This is a genomic window from Mesorhizobium sp. M0293, from assembly GCF_040321735.1.
Taxonomy (GTDB): Bacteria; Pseudomonadota; Alphaproteobacteria; order Rhizobiales; family Rhizobiaceae; genus Mesorhizobium.
Genome location: NZ_JAMYSA010000007.1, coordinates 36,407 through 59,380, shown reverse-complemented (window position 1 = coordinate 59,380; position 22,974 = coordinate 36,407). Strand labels below are relative to the sequence as shown.

Sequence of the window (22,974 nt, the reverse complement as noted above, 5' to 3'; positions counted from 1 at the left end):
GAATGTTGCATGTCGCCCAAAAGCGGAAACCGGTTTTGGGATCATGACATGCGAATGGGCTGCCAGGGAGCCATCTCGAAGGGACGAGACCGTGATCAAGACCGCCCTTGTCGCCATGACCATCGTCGGCTGCGACTGCGACGCCAAGCTTTGCGAATATATCGGCGAGACGCCGGCCAAGTGGTCGACCGTCGCCGAGTGCGAAGCGGCGATGAAAAGCCAGATGCTGCACGAGCGCAATTTCAACTATCCGCTCGTCTCCGGCATCTGCCGCACCAAGGGCTCGTCGTCCTCCTCGCAGCTGGCCGCGACCGCGTCGCGCCCTGAACTGAAGCCCGCCAGCCGCGTTGTCAGAACCGAAAGCCCGTTGCCGCCTGAACTGAGCCACCGGCCGAGCGTCTCGGTCGGTTCGCCGACGACGGCCATGGAAGCCGACGCCGCCCGGCCCGTCGCCTATGAACAAGTGGTCGATGGCGGAATTGGCGTGCTCTATCGCACGAAGAACGGTTATGCCGTGGTCAAGACCGATCTCGGCCGCGCCGCCTCTGCGACCGCCGATGCCGCGAGACGCTCTGTGAACTGGCTGGCCGGACTGGTGCCGAAGGGACTGTAGTCCGGCTAGCGTCTAGGTTTGACGACCGCAACATGCGGCATCCTATCGTCGCACCGGGTGTCCGAGATTAGGCAGGAATATAGGTTAACCTGATCACGTCATCGCCAATCAGATCGCTAGCCACAAAGCGAAGCGGCGGCCGGGGGCCGGCGAAGAATGGCTTGCCATGACCAAGCACGAACGGATGGAAGTAGAGTTGGTACGCATCGATAAGATCAAGGTCGGTCAGGCTTCGTGCCAGGTTTGGTCCAGAAACTGAAATCTCCCCAGCGAGTTGGGCCTTAAGCCCACGTATCACCGCCTCGACGTCATCCGCGACAAGTGTGGCGTTGGGGCCGACCGACTTCAGCGAGCGCGACACAACCCATTTCGGTTGGCTCCGCCACGCCGCCGCGAATTCATGCGCCTCCGCGCTCCACTCTGGATTGTCTTCGTCCCAATAGCGCATGACTTCGTACATGCCGCGACCGTACACACTGCCGCTCAGGTTGCGCACTTGCTCTATCCAGTGACGAAAGATTGTCGGGCCTGACGGCATTTTCTGGTGGTCGACATAGCCGTCGAGGGACTGGTTCATTCTGAAAATGAGCTTCGCCATGCTGCAAGGTCTCCAACCCAGGGTCTTCAGAATAACTGGGGCCGCCGTTACGCAAAAGAGTGGACCCCCAGCCGAAATCCAAACTGGGACACGACCCTGATCTCCTACAGCTTGACCTTCAGGCTCTGCCAGAACTTGTCGATCAGCGGCTTTTCGGTGGCCGCATCCTCGCCTGCAATTCGGGTGATGAACAACAGCCCATGTTCGGCAACGCCAAAGCCGACGATCTCGAAATCGGCCGTGTCGGTGCGTGTCTTCACCTGAGCGCGAATGCCGGTCAATTCCTTGCCGTCGGCGAGCTTGCGCGTCGTCGGCTGCTGCGTCAACTCAGCACCGGCCTGCACCGATTCCTTGGTCATCTCCTGCAGCATCAGCTGGCTGAGCGACACCGGATTCATCTCGCCGTATTCCTGCACGACGACGATCGTGCCCAGCGCCGACGCCATCAGGTACTGCGTGATATCATCGCCGAGATCGGTCTTGGTCACCGAAATGTCGCTCGGATGGACGAAGGAGAAATCGCTGCCGGAAAAGGTGGCGAAGTCGTTGCGCTCGAGCCTCACCTTGCTCTTTCTGCCGCCGGGCAGCGTCATGCTTGTGCTCTCGCCGGGATCGATATCGACGGTCACGCCGTCGATCGTCAGCTTGAAAGCCTTGATATCCTCGGCCTGGACCGGTCCAGCGCACAGCGCAATGAGGGTGAGTGCCGCCGCCGATGCCATCCGCATGGGTTGTTCTCCTGCTTTTTATGCCACCCCGCTCAGCGCCTTGATGGCACGGTAGAAGGTCGAGGAAAACAGTTCCGTCGGGTCATATTGCCGCTTTGCCGCCAGGAAGGCCGGCAGCTCGGGATAAGAGGCCAGCAACTCCCTGGCGGTATAATGCAGTTGGTAGGGCAGGAAGAACCGGCCGCCATGCTTGATCGTCACGTCGATCAGCGCCCGGGTCAGCGCCCGCATCCTGGCATTGCCGTCGGCATCGGTCGGCTGGTTGATGTAGAGCACCAGCGAATAGGCAGGCTCCGGCGCGTAGGTCAGCGCGACATCCTCCTTGTGGACGATGCGCACCGAGGCGTTGAGCACCGGCAGCGACTGGTTGCGCAGGATCTCGCGGGCTTCCGTGATGAACTCGACATACGCGGCGCGTGGAATAAAATATTCGTGCAGGATGTCGGTCTCATCCAAAAGATCGTTGAACAGATACGGTACTGAATCGTGCATCGGGTTGTTGCGGGTGACGAGGCAGGCCTCGCCTTCGGCCATGGCTGAGGTGCGCGCCACCGTGCAGCTCTCGAATTTCGGCTCCAGCGTCTTTTCGGTGAACCACTTCAGCTCCTGGAACAGGCTGCCCCATTTCGCCAGGTTGATGATTACCCGCTTCAGCCCGACCGAACCCGGCTCGCCGATACCAGGCTGGTCCGCCGGCGGCTGGTCGGCCACCTTGTCATAGCGGTAGACGATCATGTCCTCGAGGAAATTGCCCGGCGCCGTCGACAGATGGCCGTAAAACAGACCGATCGTCCTGTTCGGCTCCAGCACCTCGGCAAAAAATTTCGGGAAATCGTCGGATTTGATGATTTCGCGAGAGGTCCGGTAGACGGCATTGTCGACGATATCGAGCGTCGCCTCCAGCACAACGCCGAACAGGCCGTAGCCGCCGACGACGTGGCGGAACAGGTCGGTGTTCTCGGTGGGCGAACAGGTGGTCACCGAACCGTCCGCCAGCATCACCCGCATCGAGCGGATCGAACTCGCCACCGAACCCGCCTGATGGTCCATGCCGTGCGCGTTGACCGACAGCGAGCCGCCGACCGAGAAGATGTCGGTGGACTGCATCGCCTTCACCGCGAAACGCGGATGCAAGAGGTTCTGGATGTCGTGCCAGCGCGCACCCGGCTGCAGCGTCACGGTCTTCGCCACGGCGTCGACGGTCACCTTGTTGAATTTTCTGAGGTCGAGAACCAGCGCGTTGTCGTCGAAGGCGTGCCCGCCCATCGAATGACGGATGGCGGCCAGAGACAATTTCAAGCCATTGGCGCGCGCGAATGCCAGCGCGTTGGCGATGTGTTCTTCCTCGCTGACCTCGACGACGCCATAGACCGGCGTCCTCGACAGGCCGCTGGCATCGTTGATGTCGCCGCCCTTTGCCGACCAGGGCAGCGAAGGATCGAACGCCGGCGCATTCTCCAGCGGCTTCAGCGGCAGCGCGATGCCGTCGATATCGGCGATGCGGCCTGCGTTCTTCGGTCCCAAAGGCCCGCGCGCCAGCCGCGCCACGGTGGTGCCGCCCCACAGCACCGCGCCGCCGACGACAGCCGCGCCCAGTAGCAATCGCCGCGACAGGCGAAACCCTTTTTGTTGCTCAGCCATGAATATCCCCCGTTGGCCAAGGGATAGCGTGGCTTCCTGGCAAAAACCATAGCGGCGCTGTCTGGACGGCGTTGCGTCAGCCGTCTCTGGGATATCCAAGCGGGAGACCTCTGGTCGCCTGGCGTTAAGGGTGAAAGACTGTGAAAATGGCCGATCCCCGAAGGGACCGGCCGGGACAGGGAAAAATTCCGTCAACAGATCTGCTGACTCGCTACGCCTTACGAAGCCTTCTTGATCGACGTCACCATGCCGGTCTTGTCATCGACAGTCACCGCCACCTTGGCGCCCACTTTCAGTTTCCCGACCGTCGCTTCCGGCGACAGCTGGTAGATCTTGCCGTCGTCGAGGGTGATCGACTTGGTCGTCGGGTCGACGGCCTGGATGGTGCCCTGAACGGTCGCGGCATAGGCCGTGCCGAGGAAGGCGAGCAGAGCAGCGGTGGTTGCGAGGGTCTTCTTCATCGTTAGCACTCCGTGCTGTTTCACTTTTCCGGGCCGCCGCCTTGGCAAACGACAGCACCGAACGGCCTGAAACTGGAACGGAAAGCCTCCCCTTCGCAAATCACGTTGGGTGAATTTTCGCAAACAATATCATAGGCTTAATTCCGACACATTGCCTGAGACTGATACCATTTCAAGCCGCTTCGGCTTTCCCAACGAACGCACTTCTGTTCGCGAAAAGAGTCGTTTAGCCGGATTGTGGCAAGCGGCTTTCGATCACGGCGCAGCCGCGGCAATCCACCTCGGGCGGCATCACGAAACAGATCGCTGGCCGGTCATCGATACACATTTTGTTTCATGGACAAGTTCAAATCGCCACTCCGAAGCGGATGAAACTCGCGCTCCGGTTGCAAACCGGGAACGGATGCAGGATGGTGTCAACCTCTACGATGAAGGGGGGCCTTCCATGAAGCTTACAGTCCAGACCATGATATCCCTGATGCTGATGCTGGCGCTCGCTCCGGGATCGGCCGGCGCACAAGGCGCGGATCCGGGCGACGACAAGACGGTTATCTTTACCCCGGGCGATCCCGACATGGCGGCGGCGACCGCGCAGGCGCTCGCCGGCTTGGACGACTTCCTCGCACTGTCCGTGGCGCCGCCCTCGGGCACTGACAGGTTCAAATTGAAGGTTAAGGTGCGGGACGGGAACGTCACCGAACACTTCTGGGTCATACCGTTCCGCCGCACCGAGACCGGATTTGTCGGCATACTGGCCAACCAGCCGGAGGGAGTGCACAACGTCGTTCTCGGCCAAAACATAGAATTCACCAGGGACGACATTTCCGACTGGGGATACACACGCGACGGGCATCAGGTCGGCAGTTTCACCGTCTGTGTGATGTTCAAGAAAATGTCGAAGGAAGAAGCCGACTACATGCACGATCAATACGGCTTCGACTGCTGACAGCCATTAGCCGATCTTGTCCTTCGCGCCGATCTTGCGCACCAGCGCTGCCGTCGCCAGCATCGCGCCCATGTCTGATATCATCGGCGCGACATGCGTGGTGTAGTCGAGCGGCACTGAAATATCCGGCAGTTCGAAGAAGTTCTTCGTCTGCGGCAACAGCAAGAAACCGTCGCTGCCGTTGAGTGCGACGCGGGCCGGGTCGTCCGGCCAAGTTTCGCCAAGCCATTTCAGTGCCTGCGCCAGCCGGCCGGTCACCAGCGGCCGCGCCGCCTCGGCGTTGTCGGTGCGGAATTCGTAGGCGGCGTCGAGTTCGGGCACACCGGACGACAAGTCCTGCATCTTGCTGGCGAACATGCCGCGGAAGAAGCCGACGACCGCATTGGTCCGGCGCGTTGCCACCAATACCCCCGGGAACGGCTCGATCGCTTCGAAAGCAACAATGACACCCTTGAAGACTCGCGATGAATCCTTGCCCGACCCTACTCGCAGTTCTGCTTCGTAAAGCTCGAACGGAAATTCTTCGTAACGGCCCGAAACGACATCGTCGAACGACTGCTTGTTGAAGGCGCCGACCGCCTCGCGCGGCAGCCGGTCGAAAGAATTCGGCCTCCCTCCATGCTGGTAACGCATATCCGCGATGAAGCCGAAGATGATTGGCAGCAGAGTCTCGCGGAAAGATTGCTGCAGCCGCGTCGCCGGTCTCATGGCCTCGAAGTAGAGCACGCTCGAAGCCACCAGGCCGATGCCATAGAGAAACACATGTGGCGTCGAGAACCATTGCTCGTTGGGGTCGGCGACCTTGTTGAACAGCCAGGCGACCAGCGCCACGAACACCAGCACAAGGCCGACGAACAGTGGCACCCGCCAGCGCACCTGGCGGACCGCGGACGCCCTTGCCGCCTCATAGGCCCCGATGTCTTTCCGGATACCGGCAATCACCGCGTCGCCAGGCATGAAATCTGCTGTTTCCACCGCCACCCCCGCCAGCTTGCCTCTGCCGGCGCATGATAGCCGGTTTTGCAGGGGCCGCCAGATGGTTAGGCGGTGACGTCCTCTTCGCTTGAAGAGGCAGGAAAGATCGCTCTCAGCCGGCCCTCGGCCTTGCCGCGCATTTGCCCCACCAGTGCCTTCACCGGTACCAGCCGCTCATGGTCGCCGGGGCGCAGGCGCATGAAGGGATGCAGCCGGTAAGACGCAATGGCGCCGCGTGTGCCGGCATCGGCACTGACATCGACAATGAGGATGCAGCCGATGCGACCGGGCCATGGCTGGCGGGCAAAGGCGGTACCGAGGAAATCGCCGAGCCCATAAGCGACGATCGTCTCGTCGATCCTCTCCACCGGCTGCACGACATGGGCGTGATGGCCGGCAATCAGCCCGACCCCCTGCCCGGCCAGCCGCTTGGCCAGCGCTCGTGTTGCAGCACGCGGAAAATGCCTGAACTCCCAGTCCCAATGCGGCACGGCGCAAAGAAGATCGACACCGTCATGCGTCCAGCGAGCCGGATCGCTGTCCATCGACACGCGCCCGGCGAACAGGTTTTCATCCACGTTGCGCCACAGCGTGAAGGCGGCAAAGCCGATATCAAGCGGTCCGACCTGTACAGGCACCACCGGGCCGTCGGCGGCCAGGCCGATCATGCGGATGCCAAGCCGCTGCAACGCCGCGACCGTCACGTCGAAACCGGCGACGCCCTGGTCGAGCACATGGTTATTGGCCAACGACAGCACGAGCTTTTCGCGCGCAATGCCGACCGCCGCGAGCGCCTCGGCCAGGAACCGCACGCTCATCGCATGATGCGTGCCGAGCCTCGTCCCCAGCACCGCGCTTGGTCTGTCCACAACAGGGCTTTCGCAATTGCCGATCACCAGATCGGCAGCGCCGAGCAACGCCTTGATCTCCGGATCACAGTCCGGCGCGCTGCGGTTGGCCACAGCCGAGATATCGCCGACGAAGGCCAGCCGTACCGCCTGCTTTGGCGGCGGATCCATCAGCGTCCCGGCCATCGGCGCAAAGTCTTGCTCGTCACCGGCCAGCGACGGCTTCAGGAAGCGCGGCAGCCAGGACAGCTTGTAGGAAAGCGGATAATTCGACACGCGGCGCCCAATTGTTTGCCCTGTGTAGACCGTCCGCGGGGCGGGTTGAAGCGCGACGCTGCAAATGGTGTATATTTGCTCTGCGCGACAAATATTGGGGGGAAAAGATGACACGACTGGCAAGCCTGCTGACATCCGCTTTCATGCTGATTGTGCCGCTGTCTTCCGCGTCGGCGGCAATGCCCGAAGCGGCATCCGCTCTGTTCGAGGCGAAGACCGTGGCCGCGCGCGACAGCGCCCTGTCGACGCTGGAGGCCGCCGCGCCAAAAGACCCGGCATCAGCTTACGCCGCCGGCGCCGGCGAGTTCTTCACCGCGCTGGAGATCCTGGCCAGCGGCCTGCACCGTCATGGCTTCGAAAGCCCGCAATCCTTCGTGCTGCCGCTGATGCGGCTGCCGGTGCCCGACAATCCCAATCCCGAGCCGCTGACCTATGAGCAATTCCGCGCCATTCTGGTCGCCTTCCGCGACCGGCTGGAAAAATCGGCCGCCACCTTTGCGTTGGTGCCGGCGGACGCCGATATCGGCATGGCCATCGACCTCACCCATGCCGGCATCGACCTCAACGAGGACGGCACGATCGCGCCTGATGAAAGCATGGCGGCGATCATCGCCTCGTTATCACGCGGCGGCATCTCGTCGGACGACGCCGCCCCCACGCTCACATTCCGCTTCGACCGCGCCGATGGTTTCTGGCTGCAGGGTTATGCCGAGTTCCTGATGGCGCAGGCCGATTTCTGGCTGGCGCATGATTTCCGGAGCACTTTCGACGGCTCGTTCCACATGCTGTTCCCGCGCGCCAAGCTGCCGTTGCAGGATATTCTCGTGCCGCCGGCCGGCGACATGGGCAGCAGCATCTTCTCGTCGGAGTGGCGCATCGCCGATTTCATCTCGCTGGTGCATCTCGTCAACTGGCCGGTGGTCGAACCCGAGCGCCGGCAAGCGGCACGCCGCCATCTGCTGGAAATGATCCGGCTGTCACGCGAGGACTGGAAGGCGATCCGCGCCGAGACCGACAATGACCGCGAATGGCTGCCGGGACCGCAGCAGAAGGGCGAGAACCCACTCACCGGCCTCGAAGTCGGCGAGGAGCAGGTCCAGGCCTGGCTCGCCACCTTGACCATGGCCGAGGACCTCCTGGAAGGCCGCGTGCTGCTGCCGCATTTCCGCATTGCCGATAAGGGCATCAACATGAAGCGCTTCTTCGACGAGTCCAAAAACTTCGACCTGGTGCTGTCGATCACCGGCCCGGCCATCGCGCCCTACCTCGAAAGCGGCGAGATCGTCTCCAGCAGCGATTTCGACCAGATCCAGCGCCAGTTCGGCGGCGGCGGGTTCCTGACCTTTGCGCTGTGGTTCAATTGAGGGCGGTCGTCTCCGGCTGGGATTCTTGTGACCGGAGCGAGCCAGGCTCCTAACACGAGTCGATGGCCGTCCGGGGCGGCCGTCTGGGCGAGGAATTTGGGGCCGGACAGCGACAATTTGCCGATGCCATCGGCTTTTTCGGCCTCGCAAAATCGCCCTGCGATCACCGCGTGGCTCGCCGGACCTGCCTCTATCACAAATTGGCAAGGGCTGTTTTGCTTGACTCGGCTGTCAAAAACAGGCAGCAAAACCATCTCGGAGAGGCAACAACACCATTTTCCTGGCCGTGGACGAAGCCTGATTTGGCCCAAATCCACATCTCGTCGTTGGTTTTGAGAGGGATTAATTAACCAACTTTGTCCATATTTTGAAGCAATCGGCAACCAAAGACAGACGCGGCAAACGCGTCGGGGACCACCTGGGATCACTCACAGAATGGTCGTCGCGGCTCTCAAGGCCACGTACGGGGAAACCGGTTGGAGCAAGATTGGTTGCATGGCGTTGTTGAGTAAAAAAATTGTCGGGGACGAGCGTTGGGACGGCGTGACCGCCTGCGACGCGCCGCGTTCCTCTTCCTTCACCCCTGAACGGATCGTCCGCTGGGTCGCCGTGCCCGGTATCAGCGCTGCGGTTGGCCTGTGGCTGATCGGCACCATGGCCGGCCTCAGTTCCGTCGGCGCCTCGCTGTCGGCGACATCAGGTGGCCTTCCGCAGACCCTGTCGATGCCGGGATCCTTTGCCCTTGCCGATCCGCTCAAGCAGCATTTTTTGAGAGCACCCTTCGTACTTGCCAATGCCCATGGCGGCACGCAGGCCCTTCACGACCATGCCGTGCAGTGCGGCGCCAGCTGCTTCAAGCTTGCCCGGTTGAGCCCGCAGGCGGAGAAATCCGCGCGCCTTGTGGCGCAGGCAAAGCCCGTTCCCACTGGTGCAAAGTCGAAGTCGCAGGAGCGTTTCGAGCGCATGGAGGCGTCGCTTTCGCCAATGAAGCTCGCCGCTGCCTTTGCCGGCGTTGGAAAGCCCGTAGTCGTGGCCAACGCGCCGGTGCACCCTGTTATTCCCACCGTCGCGCCGCAAATTGCCGAGGCGTCGCTGGTGCCGTCCGTCCAGGTCATGGCCAGCCTGTCCGACGACATGCCGGCTCCGGCGGCCGAACGTTTCGCCCGGCTGGATACCGGCTCCGCTGTCGTGCAAACCGCGCCGCAACCGATGGGCTTTGCCCAGTCGGATTCGCAGACGCCGGATAATTCGCAGTTGGCGCTGGCCCTCGTGCAGTCGCTGCCGGTCGACGACGAGGCGTTTGCCTCACCGCTGCCGATCGAGGAATCATCGGCTGACGTCGCGGTTTCGCCTGTCGAAACCCAGCACGGACAACCTGGCGATGCTGCCTCGCTGCCGGACGCGCTCACCGACGATGTGCCTTTGCCGACCCGGCGCCCACAATTCGACGCACCGCAGCCCAAGGTTGTACAGCAGTCCAAACCTGTCCAGCAGCCGAATCCTGTCCAGCAACCGAAGCCGGCTCGCGGGACCGTCCAGCAAGCCCAGACTGCCCAACCGGCCAAACCGGCCCGGCAAGGACGGCCGGCCGATGGCGGCAACGTGCTGGCCTATGCCAAGCCGGACACGCCTTCGGGTGGCCTCGGCAAGGCTTTCAGGAACCTGTTCAACTCGCCAGGGTCCAGGAGCGGAGCCAGCAATGGCGTCGCCGTTTACGACATCAGCGCCGGGACCGTCTACATGCCTGACGGCTCGAAGCTCGAGGCGCATTCAGGCATCGGCGCCATGACGGACCAGCCGCGCTATGCCAACCAGAAGAACCGCGGACCGACACCGCCCAACACCTACAATCTGTCGCTGCGCGAGACGCGCTTTCATGGTGTGGAGGCCTTGCGCCTGACACCGGTCGATGGCCGCAACAAATACAATCGCGACGGCTTTCTGGCCCATACCTACCTGCTTCGAGGCCGCTACGGCCAGTCGAGCGGCTGCGTCGCCTTCAAGGACTATGCGCGCTTCCTCGCCGCCTACAAGAAGGGCAAAATCAAACGCCTCGTTGTGGTGCCGCGCCTGTCGTCTTCGCCGACGCAGGTCGCATCGGCCGCCCGGGGCGCGTAGTACCAACGGGCATTCGGCCGCATCTTTCGCGCCTGCTCCTGACAGCCTACTGTCAGGAGCCACGTTGTCCGGTTCGCCTCTCCCCACCGCGCTCTTTCCATTTTGGCCAGGAAATCCCATATTCGGGACATGGCCAAATCTCCCGATAAAAAAACGCCGCCGACGGCGAATGACGACCGCGCCGCGCCGAAGCGGCGCAGTCCGCTGACCGATTTCCTCCACGCTTCCGAGCCGCTGCACAAAGGCGGCTTCGCCGAGATGCCCCAGCCAGAGCTGTCGGGCACGCCGCTGTCCGGTTCGATCGCGGATTGGGCCGACCAGATCGAGCAGGAGGCCGAGAAGGAAGGCCGCGCCACAGGCAAAGGTGGCGGCGCCAAATCGCAGAAAAAGATTCCGGAACGCTCGTCTTCGCCCGGCCGCACCGCACGCGGCACCTCGATGGGTGGCGCGGCATCGGCGCGCGAACGCACGGCAGCCGGCCTCAATCCGGTCGCCGGTCTCGACATTTCGCTGGAAGACGCTGAGACGATGGCCTCGGGCAGCGTCACCGCGACGGTGGCAGCGCTGTCGGCGCTGATCGAATCCGGCAATCCGCTGCACAAGGACGGTGTGCTGTGGACGCCGCACCGCCCTGCCCGCCCGGAAAAGTCCGAAGGCGGCATCGCCATCAAGATGGTGTCGGATTTCGAGCCGGCCGGCGACCAGCCGACGGCGATCAAGGATCTGGTCGAAGGCGTCGACAACTACGACCGCACCCAGGTGCTGCTCGGCGTCACCGGCTCCGGAAAAACCTTCACCATGGCCAAGGTGATCGAGGAGACCCAGCGGCCTGCTCTCATCCTGGCACCGAACAAGACGCTGGCGGCCCAGCTCTATTCCGAGTTCAAGAAATTCTTCCCCGATAACGCGGTGGAGTATTTCGTCTCCTATTACGACTATTACCAGCCGGAAGCCTACGTTCCGCGCACCGACACCTTCATCGAGAAGGAATCCTCGATCAACGAACAGATCGACCGCATGCGCCACTCGGCGACGCGTTCGCTGCTGGAGCGCGACGACGTCATCATCGTCGCCTCGGTGTCCTGCATCTACGGTATCGGCTCGGTCGAAACCTACACCGCGATGACCTTCCAGATGCAGATCGGCGATCGGCTCGACCAGCGCGCTCTGCTCGCCGACCTCGTTGCCCAACAGTACAAGCGGCAGGACATCAATTTCGTCCGCGGCTCGTTTCGCGTGCGCGGCGACACGATCGAGATATTCCCGGCCCACTTGGAAGATCGTGCCTGGCGCATTTCGATGTTCGGCGACGAGATCGAGCAGATCACCGAATTCGACCCACTGACCGGCCAGAAGACCGGCGAGCTGAAAAGCGTCAAGATCTACGCCAATTCGCACTATGTGACGCCGCGCCCGACGCTGAACCAGGCGATCAAATCTATCAAGGAAGAGCTCAAGCACCGACTGGTCGAACTGGAGCGCGCCGGTCGCCTGCTGGAAGCGCAGCGGCTGGAACAGCGCTGCCGCTTCGACCTAGAGATGCTGGAGGCCACCGGCTCCTGCGCCGGCATCGAGAACTATTCGCGCTATCTCACCGGCCGCCAGCCGGGCGATCCGCCGCCGACCCTGTTCGAGTACATTCCCGACAATGCGCTGGTCTTCATCGACGAAAGCCACGTCACCGTGCCGCAGATCGGCGGCATGTATCGAGGCGACTTTCGCCGCAAGGCGACACTGGCCGAATACGGCTTCCGTCTGCCGTCCTGCATGGACAACCGACCGCTGCGCTTCGAGGAATGGGATGCCATGCGCCCGCTCTCCGTCGCCGTCTCGGCAACGCCCGGCGCGTGGGAGATGGAACAAGCCGGCGGCGTCTTCGCCGAACAGGTCATCCGCCCGACCGGGCTGATCGATCCGCCGGTCGAAGTACGCCCGGCCAAGAGCCAGGTCGACGATGTCGTCGGCGAAATCCGCGACACCACCAAGGCCGGCTACCGCACGCTGGTGACGGTGCTGACCAAGCGCATGGCCGAGGACCTGACCGAGTATCTGCACGAACAAGGCATCCGCGTCCGCTACATGCATTCCGACATCGACACGCTGGAACGCATCGAGATCCTGCGCGATTTGCGCCTCGGCGCCTTCGACGTGCTGGTCGGCATCAACCTGCTGCGCGAGGGCCTCGACATTCCCGAATGCGGCTTCGTTGCCATTCTCGACGCCGACAAGGAAGGTTTTCTGCGCTCGGAAACCTCGCTTATCCAGACCATCGGCCGTGCCGCCCGAAACGTCGATGGCAAAGTCATCCTTTATGCCGACCAGGTCACCGGTTCGATGGAGCGGGCGATGGCCGAGACCAACCGCCGCCGCGAGAAGCAGGTGGAGTGGAACGAAGCCAACGGCATCACCCCGGAATCGGTCAAGTCGCGCATCTCCGACATTCTGGACTCGGTCTACGAGAAGGACCATGTCCGCGCCGACATCTCGCAGTTCACCGACAGCGCCGGCGCCATGATGGGCAACAATCTGAAAGCCCATCTCGACGCCATGGAAAAGCAGATGCGCGACGCCGCCGCCAATCTCGACTTCGAGAAAGCGGCCCGCATTCGCGACGAGATCAAGCGGCTGCGCGAGATGGAACTGTCCATCTCCGAAGACCCGCTGGCCAAATACGCCGACATGGAAAGCCCGGTTTCGGGTCGCGAAAAGGGCAAGCACAACAAGGGCGTGGCCAAACATCGTACATCAGAGGAACAGGAGCGTTTTCGCAAGCTCGACCGAGCACGCGCCGCCGAAGAGGCCACCAAGGCTGCCCGTCCTAACCTCTTCCGCAAGCCTGATCTCGACGAGATGGGCGCCGATGGCGCCGTTCCGGTGAAGAAGCCGCTGTTTTCGAAGCCGTCGCTCGACGCGATGGGCCCGGGCACCGATATGCCAACGCCAGCGGGTGCGGTGTCACGCTCGCTGTTCAAGAAACAGTCGGCGGAAGAGGCGCATGGTTCCGATTTCGGCATCCCCGGCGACGCAACCAAACCGCTGTTCAAGAAGAACTCACTCGATGAGATGACCGTGCGGCGGACCGAGACGCCGATCGAGGGTGACAAGCCGGTCAAGCGTGAGCGCGCCGGCATTGGTTCGTATGAGGATCCTGGCGACGCCCGCCGTGAAAAGCGCCGGCCGGGGAAGACAGGCAGACCGGGACGGTAGGGCCTGGAGTCATACTGTTGACTGGCTGGACCACGCTCCCAGCCTTGTCAGTTGCCAGTCGAAGCGATACGGGCCACGGCAGCTTCGCCGCTCCCTACCGCAAGAAACTCCCACGGCCGCCCGCACAATGAAACCCACGGACATCGCCGCCTATATCTTCCTGGCCATCACCTGGGGCTTGTCGTTCCTTGTGCTGCTCAAGGTGGTGCACGCCTTCGGCTGGGTCGGCGCGGTCACCTTGCGCTCGCTGATCGCCGGCATCACGCTCCTGCTGCTTGCCGCCGCGACCCGACGCCGGCTCGATTTCAGCGCCGGCTGGCGGCGCTTCGCCGTTGTCGGCGCGACGACGGTTGCCGCGCAGCTTGTCGGCCTATCCTATGCCACCCCGCGCATCGGCACGGCGGTGGCGGCCATCCTTGTTGCCGCGATCCCGCTGTTCTCGATGATCCTCGGCCAGCTATGGGGGCTTGAGCGCATCACCGTTCGCGGGTTGGCCGGACTACTGCTCGGCGCCTTGGGCATCATCGTCCTGGTCGGTTTTCCCGCAGTGCCGATCACGGCATCCTTCGCTTTCGGCTGCGCCGCCTCTCTGTTCAGTTCCTTCTCGGCCGCTTTCGGCAGCAATTATGCAAACCGACATCTGCGCTCGGCCGGCTCGTGGGAACTCACCAGCGCCGCCTTCCTGTTAGGCGGCCTGATGACGCTGCCACTGCTTCTCGCCGTACCGGTGCCAGCGATGCCGCGCGCCATCGACTTCCTCTATCTCGCTGTCCTCGCCTGCCTGATGAGCGCGTTGACCTACATCGTCTATTTTCGGCTGGTTGCCAGTATCGGCGCGACGAGGACGATCAGCGTCGAATTCGCCGTGACCGTGATCGCGGTGTTGGTCGGCACCAGCATGCTTGGGGAGTCGCTGACCGTAATCCAGGGCTTCGGCGCTGTCGCGATCATCGGCGGCTGCATACTGGTGCTCGATCCGTTCCCGGGCCGGGCGAAAGCGGTAGTCTTGCCATCCGCCACGCCCTTGGTGTAGTCAGTCCGCACACTCGAACGTCTTGAAAGGAGGGCTCACGTGTTCGATTTTTCTCGTCACCATCGTCAGCGTGGCCCGATTTCTGCCCTGCGAGCTTGCTTGCAGGGCTGACCAGGGACGGTCCGGGTTTTCCCGCTTCGATTTTTTGGTCTGCCCTTCGTGGTGCCGCAACGCCGAGCCTGATGGCTGGTAGGCGCACCGTCAAAGTGCATTGAGCCGCTAGAGCATGATCCCGAAAAGTGGGAACCGGTTTTCGGAAAAGATCATGCTCCGACAAAGAGGCGGCCAAGACCAGAGAAATCAAAATGGCCCTGATCAGCCTCAAATCCCTCGGCGTCACCATGAGTGCGCCGCTGTTTTCCAACCTCGACCTCACCTTCGGCACCGGCGACCGGCTCGGCATCGTCGCCGCCAACGGCCGCGGCAAGTCGACCTTGCTCAAATGCCTGACCGGCGAGATGGAACCGACCTCCGGCGACATCACCCGCACGCGCGGCCTGCGCGTCGGCCATGTCGAACAGTCCGTTGCTCCGGCCCTTCTCACCCGCACGTTCCATCAAGTGGTCGCTGACGCCTTGCCGCCGGAGCAGGCCGAGAGCGAGATGTGGCGCGTCGACGTGGTGCTCGATTCGCTCGATGTGCCGGAGCCGATGCGCGAACGGCAAATGCAGGCGCTGAGCGGCGGCTGGCAGCGGCTGGCGCTGATCGCCCGCGTCTGGGTCACCGATCCGGACGTGCTGCTGCTCGACGAGCCGACCAACCATCTCGATCTGGCCCGGATCAGCCAGCTCGAAAGCTGGCTCAACACGCTGCCGCGCGAGGTGCCGGTGGTGATCGCCAGCCATGACCGCGCCTTTCTCGACGCCACCACCAACCGGACGCTGTTTTTGCGCCCGGAACAGTCGCCGGTGTTTGCCCTGCCCTATTCCCGCGCCAGGCAGGCGCTCGACGAAGTCGATGCCTCGACGGAGCGCAAGTTCCAGCGCGACATGAAGGTGGCACAGCAATTGCGCCGGCAGGCGGCCAAGCTCAACAACATCGGCATCAATTCGGGCAGCGATCTGCTGACGGTCAAGACCAAGCAGCTCAACCAGCGCGCGGAAAGGCTGGAAGAGGCGGCGGCTCCGGCGCATCGCGAGAAATCGGCCGGTGCCATCAGGCTGGCCAATCGCGGCACGCACGTCAAGGTGCTGATCACGCTCGACGACGCGGCGGTGGAAACGCCCGACGGCACGCTTCTGTTCCGGACCGGCAAGCGCCACATCTGCCAGGGCGACCGCATCGTGCTGCTCGGCCGCAACGGCGTCGGCAAGTCGCGCTTCGTTACCCTGATCCGCAATGCCATCGTCGAACCGGACACGGTGCCGAATGTGAAGGTGACGCCGTCGACCGTGCTCGGCTATAGCGACCAGGCGCTGTCCGGCATCAGCGGCGACGACACGCCGCTGGCGCTGGTCTCACGCCGCTACGAGGTCGGCGAGCAGCGCGCACGATCGTTGCTGGCCGGCGCTGGCGTGGTCATCGAGATGCAAGAGAAAAAGATCGGCGTTCTGTCCGGTGGCCAGAGGGCACGGCTGATGATGCTGGCGCTCAGGCTCGCCAATCCCAACTTCTACCTGCTCGACGAGCCGACCAACCATCTCGACATCGACGGCCAGGAAGCGCTGGAAGCCGAGCTGCTGGCGCATCAGGCAAGCTGCGTGCTCGCCTCGCACGACCGCTCCTTCATCCGCGCTGTCGGCAACCGCTTCTTGCTGATCGACAAGCGGCGCCTGATTGAAGTCGAAGATCCCGAGGAGTTCTTCCGCTCGGTGGCCAAGGCGGCAGGATGAGGCCCACGGACCATGAAGGGCGACTGGCGTGTAAATTATTTGCTTACAGCCTCTTGATCTGTGTAAGCAATCTGTTTACATATATCAATGATCAAGTCCTTCAAGAACAAGGCGCTATCGGACCTCTTTCAAACCGGAAAAACCGGCAAGATCGACGCCAAGATGCACAAGCGCATTCTTGTCCGGCTTGACCGCCTGGAAGCGTCAGAGAAGCCGGAAGAGATGAACCTCCCCGGCTTCGATTTCCACCTGCTGAAAGGCTTCGATCCCATCCGTTACACGGTCCACGTCAACGGCCCGTGGTGCATAACATTCGAGTTCGACGGCAAGGACGCCGCCCGCGTCGATTTCGAGCAATACCACTGAGGCGGCCAGATTGGAGACGTTAGACTTATGACTGTGCACGAGCCGACGCGTCCTATTGAGCGTTGTCCCTCCCACCCGGGAGCGCTGCTTGAGGACATTATCCCGGCAACTGGAAAGACCAAGGTGGAAATTGCAAATCTGCTCGGGATCTCCCGGCAGCAACTCTATGACATCATCCGCGAAAAGAAGTCGGTTTCGCCGGCTGTGGCCGCTCGCCTCGGGAAGCTGTTCGGCGACGGCGCCGCGATCTGGCTTCGAATGCAGGCGGCTTTCGATGCCTGGCACGCGGAGCGTGAAGTCGATGTTTCAGCCATCCCAACGCTCAAGGTTGCGTAGGCGCCGCTCGGCAGCGCCTGAATAAGATATCAAACGCTGCCAGCAAAAATTTTCGACCGTCTGTCGGATGACCGCCACGCGCCACGTCCTTGGGATGCCGACACGATGATGCCGGCTTCAACCGAGGAGAAAGCATCATGTTCACCCTGTCATCCATAGGTCGCGCTGCCACCCGTTACGCGCAGGCTCGCGCCCGCTATCGCAGCGAGCGCGCCCTCCTTTCACTGCCGATCGAACTGCGCAAGGACATCGGCTGGCCCGAAATCGTCATCGATCCGCAGAACGGCCCTCGTATCTGCAGAGCACCCTGATCGAGGCGCCCGCTGATCAGTCATGCGTATCGCCCGAAAGCGGCGTCGCCTGCATCGATACACGCTTTTCGAAAGCCTTGAACCAGCGCATCAGTCGCGCCCGTGAGCGAAAAGGCGGAAGGTGCCGGAACGCCATCCAGGACAAGGTGGTGGCGAGCGCAATATGGCCGACATGGAGCGGTGCCTCGTCGTCCAGCATGCTTTCGATCCAGTCGTAGCTCGCCTCGATCTTTTCGCGGAATCCGTCGGCAAGAGCACTGTAGCGCAGCTGTTCGGGTCGCCTGTCCGTCTCCCAGCGCAAGCCTATGCCTGTCTGCGCGAGGCCCTGGGCGACCGACTGCAGCCGCAACGCCTGCCAGCGCGCCTCGCCGTCTTGCGGCAGCAGCTTGCGGCCATCATGCAGCGTGTCGAGATAGGCGCAGATAACATCGGAATCGAAGATCGGCGACGCGTCGGGCCGCAGCAGCACCGGTACTTTGCCGAGGGGATTTTCGGCGTAGACGCGGGCATTGTGCAACGTCGGACTGGTCTCGTGATGAATGACCTCGAGCCGATCGGCAATACCGACCTCATGAGCGAAGACGAGCGCCTTGCGCGCGAAGGGTGAGTGGGTCTGATAGTAGAGGATCATGGTCGCCTCAGGAGTTGAGGAAGCATCGGATGATCCACCTGTTCTAGACCGGGAGCTGCGAGAATTGCGCTCTGATTGCGGGGCGTCGGCGCAAGTTCATTTCACGCCTCTCGCTCAAGCCCGCCGGTTGCCCGGTCCGTCCAGACACAGCCTTCGAAGAAAATTCGAGGCCATGTAGGATCGCCGTCATCTCATGCGTCCTATGTCTCGCAAGGCCAAGCCAAACGCAAAGAGGAGCAAGACATGACTGATCAGACCCCCGTTCAGCCCGCGGCCAAAGTGCTCGGCGGATTGACCCCTTATCTGCAGCTGGATGGCGCCTTCAAGGCCGCCGAATTCTACAAGAAGGCCTTCGGCGCGGAGCAGGTCTTTGCCTATCCGGCGGACGAAAAAGGCCGCACCATGCACATCCATCTCCACATCAACGGTTCGACGCTGATGCTCTCCGATTTCTATCCCGAAAACGGGATGCCCGCCGTCAAGCCGCAAGGCTACACCATGCAGCTCCATCTCGGCAGCGACGACATCGATGCCTGGTGGAAGCGCGCCGTCGATGCCGGCTGCGAAGTCGCTGTGCCGCTCCAGGTCATGTTCTGGGGTGACCAGTGGGGCAATATGCGCGACCCGTTCGGCGTCGAGTGGGCGATGAACGCGCCGACGAAGAAAGCCTGATCTATCGCCAACGGCCAGGTCCCTCACCGGCTGGCGCCGGTGGGGCGCTTTGAACTTCCACGAGGAGACCCACAATGTCCTATGTCGATGGCTTCGTGCTTGCCGTACCCAAGGCAAAACTCGACGACTACAAGAAGCTGGCCAATCTCGCAGGCCCTATATGGATGGCACACGGCGCGCTCGCCTATGTCGAATGCATCGGCGACGACGTACCCTATGGCGAGGTCACGTCCTTCCCGCGTGCCGTGCAGGCCAAGGACGACGAGATCGTCGTCTTCGCCTGGGCCGTCTATGAATCGCGGGAGAGCCGCGATGCCGTCATGGCCAAGGTGATGGCAGATCCGCGTTTGAAGGCCGATTGGGAGAAAATGCCGTTCGACGGCAAGCGCATGATCTTCGGTGGCTTCAAGCCATTCATAGAGCTGTAGGCCCGCACACGAAATACTCCAAGCGCGTCGCGCGAGTTCCTTTCGCGCGGCGCTTCCATCGCTTCGTCATCCTATGGCGGAGCCAGGAGCGAAGCGACGCGGCGCAGACCATGGGATCCATGCCGCGACGTGGCCCTTCGCCTAAACTGCAACCAGGCCGCTAATCCAGCCTATCCAGCAGCGGCTTCAGCCGGTCGCCATAGCGCTTCCACAGATCGACCGAGCCCTGATACATCGGCTGGCGCACCTGTGCGGCGGAAGCCGTTCGCACCGGCCGGTCGGTCTCGTGGAAGGACAGCGCCGCATCGTCCCAGGGCAGGCCGAGATGGGCGATCAGCGCCCGCGTCTGGCCTTCCTGGTCGGCGACGAAATCCTCATAGCGCACATCATGCACGACGCCTGGCAGCACGGTGTGCCAATGCGCCATGATATCGGTGTAGAGATTGTGGAAATCGGCGAGTTCGCCGAGATCGTAGCCATAGCGATGGCTGTCGCCACGGAAATGCACCTTGTAGATCGACAGGCAGGTGGCCGCCGCATCGCGTGCGCAATGGACGATCTTGGCCTTCGGCAGCATCAGATGCAGGAAGCCGATCAGCAGGAAGTTGCCCGGCATCTTGTCGGTGACATGCTTGAAGCCGGGATAGCGGCCGTGCAGCATGTCGAGATAGGCCTCGCCGGCCTCGGCAAAGGCCTTGTCGGGCATATCGGCGATCCCTGCCGGGAACCCGCCCTTCATGGTCAGGGGAAACTGCCTGCCGACCGCCGTTTTCAGGATGCTGAGCTCGCCCGCGCCGTAGATCTGGGGATGGCTGGCGATGATCTGCTCGACCAGCGTCGTGCCCGAGCGCGGCATGCCGACGACGAAGATCGGCGTGTCGTCGCTGATTGAGCTGGGCTTGTGCTTTTCGAAGAAGCCGGCATCGAAGGTTGCCTTCATCGCCTCGAACTCGGCCCGCGTCTTGGCCTGGTCGTAGTCGATGCCCTTGCGGCGGATCGCATTGCCTTCGGCGAAATAATCGAAGGCCCGGCCATAATCCTTCAGATCGTCATTGGCCTTGCCGAGACCGAAGGACAACTGCATGCGCGCCAGGCTGTCTTGCGGCGCCTTGGCATGCTGAGCCTCCATGCTGGTCAATTCGCTATCACGTTCCTTCTGGCGCTTGACCTGCGTCAGCATCAGCCAGGCTCTCGCCATGCCGGGATCGACCGCCAGCGCTTGCCGGAACAGGTCGGCCGCTTCATCGAGCTTGCCCTTTTCCATCAGCCCGACGCCGAGCCCATGCAGCAGGTCGCCATCCTTGGGCCGGATCGCCAGCGCTTCGCGGAAGACGGCGAGCGCCTCGTCCAGGCGCCCCGCTTCCTGCAGCGTTTCGGCAAGACCGATGCGGGCGCGGGCGTGGAAAGGGTTGCGCCCGACCGTGCCGCGATAGATCTCTTCGGCGCCCTCGAACTGGCCGAGTTGCTTCAGCGCTGAACCGAGATTGTCGCGCGCCGCCAACTGATCGGGCCGCAGCGTCACCGCCTTGCGGAAGCAGTCGACGGCTGCAGCGACCCGGCCGAGGTCGCGCCGCACCGTGCCGAGATTGTTTTGAAAATCCGGATTGCCGGGCTGCAGGTGCACCGACTGTTCGATCAGGTCCAGTCCTTCGGCGCTGCGCCCGGTCTGGTGCAGCAGCAACCCGAGGAAATGCGCGGCGGCGGCGTGATCGGCCTTCTGCGCCAGCACCTGCCGGTAGATCGCCTCGGCCTCTTGCCGGCGCCCGGCTTGATGCAGCTGCAGCGCTTGCTGCACACGCTGGTCAAGCCCCAGCGGTGGCTGTCCTCCAGCGCCAGATCTGGCTCCCGTGCCCGCCGCTCGTCTCTGATCTCTGTTGATGGGAAACCTGCCGTGTTTTGTCCGCCTGTGGCGATCTAGGCCATCGGCGCGGCAGGTTCAAGGCTTCGCTTGGGGTCCAGCCCTTCCCATCGGTGGCGAAGGTCAGATCAGGCGGTTGGTCTCGGCGACCTGTCTGGCCCGCCTCACGGTGCCATCGGTATCGGCGATCGTTCGCCTTGCCGCCTCATCGCTTCTGATGGTCAGGCGTGCCGACTTGACGATCATCGGCTTGCCGGTCGGGCCGGCGGCACCGGCGTGTATGTTGGTTGGCTTGATGATCGGGTTGATCGCTACGGTCGTGCCTCTCGGGGTTTTGACGGAAACCATGTTTTTGTCCTTTCCGGGGGAACAAATAAAATGCAAATGCCGGGAAAATCGACCCAGCGTAAATTTAAGCATTTTTTTGAAAGCCAATGAGCCATATCAGGATTTTTCAAATAATTATAGCGATCTATTTTTTTGCTGTCGTCCGAGCTCTTCATGAATCTTCTTGAACAATCAGCCCTATCAGCCTATATAGACAGGATCGTTTTGGGCCAGAATTGGCATCTCGCGGCGTCAGAGGTTCTCGACCCGCCAATCTCATTCCAAATCATCGATACCGGGCGCGCGGCCTATTCGCTCCGCGGCCATGTCTCATTCTTTCGAAAGACCCACATGAACACCGGAACCGTGAAGTTCTACAATGGCCAGAAGGGCTTTGGCTTCATTCAGCCAACCGATGGCGGCAAGGACGTTTTCGTCCATGTCAGCGCGCTGGAGCGCGCCGGCTTTCCCGGCCTCGCCGAAGGCCAGAAGCTACGGTTCGAGTTGGAGCGCGACACCAAGGGCCGCGAGTCGGCCGCCAGTTTGCAATTGATCTGATCCGGCCGAATTCGATGAACGCTGACCACGGATGTACTGGCAGCTCTCGAAAGCGGCTTACTTCCAGCGACTGCCGGAAATAGGAAAGCGGGGCTCGTCCCGCTTTTTTGCTTTCAGCACCGCTGCTTTGCATAGGTAAGACAATGCCGGACCGCACCACCCACTCCATCGTGCATTTCGCGGCACCTTTCGTGCTCGGCGGACTGGAAGGGCAACTGCCGGCCGGCGACTACGACATCGATCACGACGAAGAGCTGATCGAGGGCATGTCCCGGCTTGCCTGGCGCCGCGTCGCCACCTTCATCCATCTGCCGGCAAGGGCAGTGAAAAACCCGCCCACCAGCCAGCTTGTCGCCATCGATTACCTCGAACTCGAAACAGCGCTGAAGCGCGACAGGGAGAATGCAGCATGATCCGTTTCCAGCAGAATGCGCGCCCGCGCACCGACACGCCCGCGCACCAGTTTGCGATCGGTCAGACCGTGCGCATGAAGAACCGCACCGGCCTGGTTCAGAAGACCGCCGAACTGTTCCAGATCAAGAGCAGGCTGCCGGTCAAGGACGGCTCGCCGCAATACCGCATCCGCAGCGAGCAGGAGACCCATGAGCGGGTCACCACCGAAGACAATCTCGAACCGGCCAACGACCCGGTCGTCTGAGACCCCACCGCAAAGCCGAGCCAACACGCAACAGGAGCACACACCATGTCCAAGGGTCAACAGCGAAGCAACCGCGAGACGCGCAAGCCGAAAAAGGACAAGGTCGTGGCCAAGCCCGCCTCCCCGTTCGGCTCGTCGGTCAAGCAGGCCGAGAGCAGCCTGAAGCCGAAATCGAAGGGCTGACAAACT

General features: G+C 62.4%; 26 protein-coding genes. 17 read left to right on the top strand and 9 right to left on the bottom strand.

The features are described 5' to 3' along the window. The first annotated feature begins 91 nt into the window (after window positions 1-91). Window positions 92-613, top strand: a complete 522-nt coding sequence (locus tag NKJ06_RS04860; RefSeq protein ID WP_352627652.1) for a hypothetical protein — start codon at window positions 92-94, stop codon at window positions 611-613. A gap of 67 nt (window positions 614-680) precedes the next feature. Here NKJ06_RS04860 and NKJ06_RS04855 read toward each other — a convergent pair whose 3' ends face one another. The 4 genes from NKJ06_RS04855 to NKJ06_RS04840 form a co-directional block, all read right to left on the bottom strand. Further along, window positions 681-1,211: a dihydrofolate reductase family protein gene (locus NKJ06_RS04855; protein ID WP_352627651.1), complete on the bottom strand. Its 531-nt coding sequence runs from the start codon at window positions 1,209-1,211 to the stop codon at window positions 681-683. A 104-nt stretch (window positions 1,212-1,315) separates the two neighbouring features. Then, entirely contained in the window at window positions 1,316-1,939 is a 624-nt protein-coding gene (locus tag NKJ06_RS04850; protein WP_352627650.1) for a hypothetical protein, read from the bottom strand. Between the two features lie 18 nt (window positions 1,940-1,957). Then, entirely contained in the window at window positions 1,958-3,580 is a 1,623-nt protein-coding gene (locus NKJ06_RS04845) for an FAD-binding oxidoreductase (protein WP_352627649.1), read from the bottom strand. Between the two features lie 218 nt (window positions 3,581-3,798). Beyond that, on the bottom strand, window positions 3,799-4,041 hold the full coding sequence (locus NKJ06_RS04840) for a DUF1344 domain-containing protein (RefSeq protein WP_140745412.1): 243 nt from the start codon (window positions 4,039-4,041) through the stop codon (window positions 3,799-3,801). Between the two features lie 109 nt (window positions 4,042-4,150). Between NKJ06_RS04840 and NKJ06_RS04835 the strand changes: the two genes are divergently transcribed. After that, a complete protein-coding gene (locus NKJ06_RS04835; protein ID WP_352627648.1) occupies window positions 4,151-4,987 on the top strand; it encodes a YegJ family protein in 837 nt (278 codons plus the stop codon). A 6-nt stretch (window positions 4,988-4,993) separates the two neighbouring features. Here NKJ06_RS04835 and NKJ06_RS04830 read toward each other — a convergent pair whose 3' ends face one another. Together NKJ06_RS04830 and NKJ06_RS04825 are read right to left on the bottom strand one after the other, a co-directional pair. Then, window positions 4,994-5,962: a hypothetical protein gene (locus tag NKJ06_RS04830; protein WP_352627647.1), complete on the bottom strand. Its 969-nt coding sequence runs from the start codon at window positions 5,960-5,962 to the stop codon at window positions 4,994-4,996. 65 nt (window positions 5,963-6,027) lie between these two features. Further along, the gene (locus NKJ06_RS04825; RefSeq protein WP_352627646.1) at window positions 6,028-7,086 is read right to left on the bottom strand and encodes a CapA family protein; all 1,059 of its coding nucleotides are present in this window, start codon (window positions 7,084-7,086) and stop codon (window positions 6,028-6,030) included. A gap of 107 nt (window positions 7,087-7,193) precedes the next feature. Here NKJ06_RS04825 and NKJ06_RS04820 point away from each other — a divergent pair, with 107 nt between their 5' ends. The 9 genes from NKJ06_RS04820 to NKJ06_RS04780 all read left to right on the top strand — a co-directional run bounded on the left by NKJ06_RS04820 (window position 7,194) and on the right by NKJ06_RS04780 (window position 17,653). Further along, window positions 7,194-8,450 carry a hypothetical protein gene (locus NKJ06_RS04820; RefSeq protein ID WP_352627645.1) on the top strand — a complete coding sequence of 419 codons (1,257 nt, stop codon included), beginning with the start codon at window positions 7,194-7,196 and terminating at the stop codon, window positions 8,448-8,450. A gap of 62 nt (window positions 8,451-8,512) precedes the next feature. Then, window positions 8,513-8,800: a hypothetical protein gene (locus tag NKJ06_RS04815; protein WP_352809272.1), complete on the top strand. Its 288-nt coding sequence runs from the start codon at window positions 8,513-8,515 to the stop codon at window positions 8,798-8,800. Window positions 8,801-8,945: 145 nt separating this feature from the next. Next, window positions 8,946-10,568: a DUF2778 domain-containing protein gene (locus tag NKJ06_RS04810; protein WP_352627644.1), complete on the top strand. Its 1,623-nt coding sequence runs from the start codon at window positions 8,946-8,948 to the stop codon at window positions 10,566-10,568. Between the two features lie 129 nt (window positions 10,569-10,697). Further along, on the top strand, window positions 10,698-13,775 hold the full coding sequence (uvrB, locus tag NKJ06_RS04805; RefSeq protein WP_352627643.1) for an excinuclease ABC subunit UvrB: 3,078 nt from the start codon (window positions 10,698-10,700) through the stop codon (window positions 13,773-13,775). Between the two features lie 127 nt (window positions 13,776-13,902). Next, on the top strand, window positions 13,903-14,808 hold the full coding sequence (locus NKJ06_RS04800; protein ID WP_352627642.1) for a DMT family transporter: 906 nt from the start codon (window positions 13,903-13,905) through the stop codon (window positions 14,806-14,808). 305 nt (window positions 14,809-15,113) lie between these two features. Beyond that, entirely contained in the window at window positions 15,114-16,640 is a 1,527-nt protein-coding gene (locus NKJ06_RS04795; protein WP_352627641.1) for an ABC-F family ATP-binding cassette domain-containing protein, read from the top strand. Window positions 16,641-16,727: 87 nt separating this feature from the next. Beyond that, window positions 16,728-17,006 (top strand): type II toxin-antitoxin system RelE/ParE family toxin, encoded by a 279-nt coding sequence (locus NKJ06_RS04790; RefSeq protein ID WP_352627640.1) that lies wholly within the window; start codon window positions 16,728-16,730, stop codon window positions 17,004-17,006. 27 nt (window positions 17,007-17,033) lie between these two features. After that, window positions 17,034-17,342, top strand: coding sequence for a HigA family addiction module antitoxin (locus NKJ06_RS04785; protein ID WP_352627639.1), 309 nt, complete (start codon window positions 17,034-17,036; stop codon window positions 17,340-17,342). A gap of 137 nt (window positions 17,343-17,479) precedes the next feature. Continuing rightward, complete coding sequence (locus NKJ06_RS04780; RefSeq protein ID WP_352627638.1) at window positions 17,480-17,653, top strand: hypothetical protein; 174 nt, start codon at window positions 17,480-17,482, stop codon at window positions 17,651-17,653. A 16-nt stretch (window positions 17,654-17,669) separates the two neighbouring features. Here NKJ06_RS04780 and NKJ06_RS04775 read toward each other — a convergent pair whose 3' ends face one another. Next, complete coding sequence (locus NKJ06_RS04775; RefSeq protein WP_352627637.1) at window positions 17,670-18,284, bottom strand: glutathione S-transferase family protein; 615 nt, start codon at window positions 18,282-18,284, stop codon at window positions 17,670-17,672. Between the two features lie 243 nt (window positions 18,285-18,527). Here NKJ06_RS04775 and NKJ06_RS04770 point away from each other — a divergent pair, with 243 nt between their 5' ends. Further along, window positions 18,528-18,956 (top strand): VOC family protein, encoded by a 429-nt coding sequence (locus tag NKJ06_RS04770; protein WP_352627636.1) that lies wholly within the window; start codon window positions 18,528-18,530, stop codon window positions 18,954-18,956. A gap of 74 nt (window positions 18,957-19,030) precedes the next feature. Further along, on the top strand, window positions 19,031-19,384 hold the full coding sequence (locus tag NKJ06_RS04765) for a DUF1428 domain-containing protein (RefSeq protein WP_352627635.1): 354 nt from the start codon (window positions 19,031-19,033) through the stop codon (window positions 19,382-19,384). A 160-nt stretch (window positions 19,385-19,544) separates the two neighbouring features. On the opposite strand, the gene NKJ06_RS04760 is transcribed toward NKJ06_RS04765, so the two are convergent. Further along, window positions 19,545-21,179, bottom strand: coding sequence for a tetratricopeptide repeat-containing sulfotransferase family protein (locus NKJ06_RS04760; protein ID WP_352809271.1), 1,635 nt, complete (start codon window positions 21,177-21,179; stop codon window positions 19,545-19,547). A 186-nt stretch (window positions 21,180-21,365) separates the two neighbouring features. Next, window positions 21,366-21,590 (bottom strand): hypothetical protein, encoded by a 225-nt coding sequence (locus NKJ06_RS04755; RefSeq protein WP_352627633.1) that lies wholly within the window; start codon window positions 21,588-21,590, stop codon window positions 21,366-21,368. Between the two features lie 330 nt (window positions 21,591-21,920). Here NKJ06_RS04755 and NKJ06_RS04750 point away from each other — a divergent pair, with 330 nt between their 5' ends. The 4 genes from NKJ06_RS04750 to NKJ06_RS04735 all read left to right on the top strand — a co-directional run bounded on the left by NKJ06_RS04750 (window position 21,921) and on the right by NKJ06_RS04735 (window position 22,968). Beyond that, window positions 21,921-22,127, top strand: a complete 207-nt coding sequence (locus NKJ06_RS04750) for a cold-shock protein (protein ID WP_352627632.1) — start codon at window positions 21,921-21,923, stop codon at window positions 22,125-22,127. A gap of 143 nt (window positions 22,128-22,270) precedes the next feature. Then, entirely contained in the window at window positions 22,271-22,540 is a 270-nt protein-coding gene (locus tag NKJ06_RS04745) for a hypothetical protein (RefSeq protein WP_352627631.1), read from the top strand. After that, window positions 22,537-22,785, top strand: coding sequence for a hypothetical protein (locus tag NKJ06_RS04740; RefSeq protein ID WP_352627630.1), 249 nt, complete (start codon window positions 22,537-22,539; stop codon window positions 22,783-22,785). Before NKJ06_RS04745 ends, NKJ06_RS04740 begins: the two co-directional genes overlap by 4 nt. Window positions 22,786-22,830: 45 nt before the next feature. Beyond that, window positions 22,831-22,968 (top strand): hypothetical protein, encoded by a 138-nt coding sequence (locus NKJ06_RS04735; RefSeq protein WP_164482279.1) that lies wholly within the window; start codon window positions 22,831-22,833, stop codon window positions 22,966-22,968. Window positions 22,969-22,974: the final 6 nt, after the last annotated feature.

Coding starts and splice junctions, on each gene's coding strand:
- NKJ06_RS04855 (WP_352627651.1), bottom strand. CDS start 1,211: ATGGCGAAGCTCATTTTCAGAATGAACCAGTCCCTCGACGGCTATGTC.
- NKJ06_RS04850 (WP_352627650.1), bottom strand. CDS start 1,939: ATGCGGATGGCATCGGCGGCGGCACTCACCCTCATTGCGCTGTGCGCT.
- NKJ06_RS04845 (WP_352627649.1), bottom strand. CDS start 3,580: ATGGCTGAGCAACAAAAAGGGTTTCGCCTGTCGCGGCGATTGCTACTG.
- NKJ06_RS04840 (WP_140745412.1), bottom strand. CDS start 4,041: ATGAAGAAGACCCTCGCAACCACCGCTGCTCTGCTCGCCTTCCTCGGC.
- NKJ06_RS04820 (WP_352627645.1), top strand. CDS start 7,194: ATGACACGACTGGCAAGCCTGCTGACATCCGCTTTCATGCTGATTGTG.
- NKJ06_RS04815 (WP_352809272.1), top strand. CDS start 8,513: ATGGCCGTCCGGGGCGGCCGTCTGGGCGAGGAATTTGGGGCCGGACAG.
- NKJ06_RS04810 (WP_352627644.1), top strand. CDS start 8,946: ATGGCGTTGTTGAGTAAAAAAATTGTCGGGGACGAGCGTTGGGACGGC.
- uvrB (WP_352627643.1), top strand. CDS start 10,698: ATGGCCAAATCTCCCGATAAAAAAACGCCGCCGACGGCGAATGACGAC.
- NKJ06_RS04800 (WP_352627642.1), top strand. CDS start 13,903: ATGAAACCCACGGACATCGCCGCCTATATCTTCCTGGCCATCACCTGG.
- NKJ06_RS04795 (WP_352627641.1), top strand. CDS start 15,114: ATGGCCCTGATCAGCCTCAAATCCCTCGGCGTCACCATGAGTGCGCCG.
- NKJ06_RS04790 (WP_352627640.1), top strand. CDS start 16,728: ATGATCAAGTCCTTCAAGAACAAGGCGCTATCGGACCTCTTTCAAACC.
- NKJ06_RS04785 (WP_352627639.1), top strand. CDS start 17,034: ATGACTGTGCACGAGCCGACGCGTCCTATTGAGCGTTGTCCCTCCCAC.
- NKJ06_RS04780 (WP_352627638.1), top strand. CDS start 17,480: ATGTTCACCCTGTCATCCATAGGTCGCGCTGCCACCCGTTACGCGCAG.
- NKJ06_RS04775 (WP_352627637.1), bottom strand. CDS start 18,284: ATGATCCTCTACTATCAGACCCACTCACCCTTCGCGCGCAAGGCGCTC.
- NKJ06_RS04770 (WP_352627636.1), top strand. CDS start 18,528: ATGACTGATCAGACCCCCGTTCAGCCCGCGGCCAAAGTGCTCGGCGGA.
- NKJ06_RS04765 (WP_352627635.1), top strand. CDS start 19,031: ATGTCCTATGTCGATGGCTTCGTGCTTGCCGTACCCAAGGCAAAACTC.
- NKJ06_RS04755 (WP_352627633.1), bottom strand. CDS start 21,590: ATGGTTTCCGTCAAAACCCCGAGAGGCACGACCGTAGCGATCAACCCG.
- NKJ06_RS04750 (WP_352627632.1), top strand. CDS start 21,921: ATGAACACCGGAACCGTGAAGTTCTACAATGGCCAGAAGGGCTTTGGC.
- NKJ06_RS04745 (WP_352627631.1), top strand. CDS start 22,271: ATGCCGGACCGCACCACCCACTCCATCGTGCATTTCGCGGCACCTTTC.
- NKJ06_RS04740 (WP_352627630.1), top strand. CDS start 22,537: ATGATCCGTTTCCAGCAGAATGCGCGCCCGCGCACCGACACGCCCGCG.
- NKJ06_RS04735 (WP_164482279.1), top strand. CDS start 22,831: ATGTCCAAGGGTCAACAGCGAAGCAACCGCGAGACGCGCAAGCCGAAA.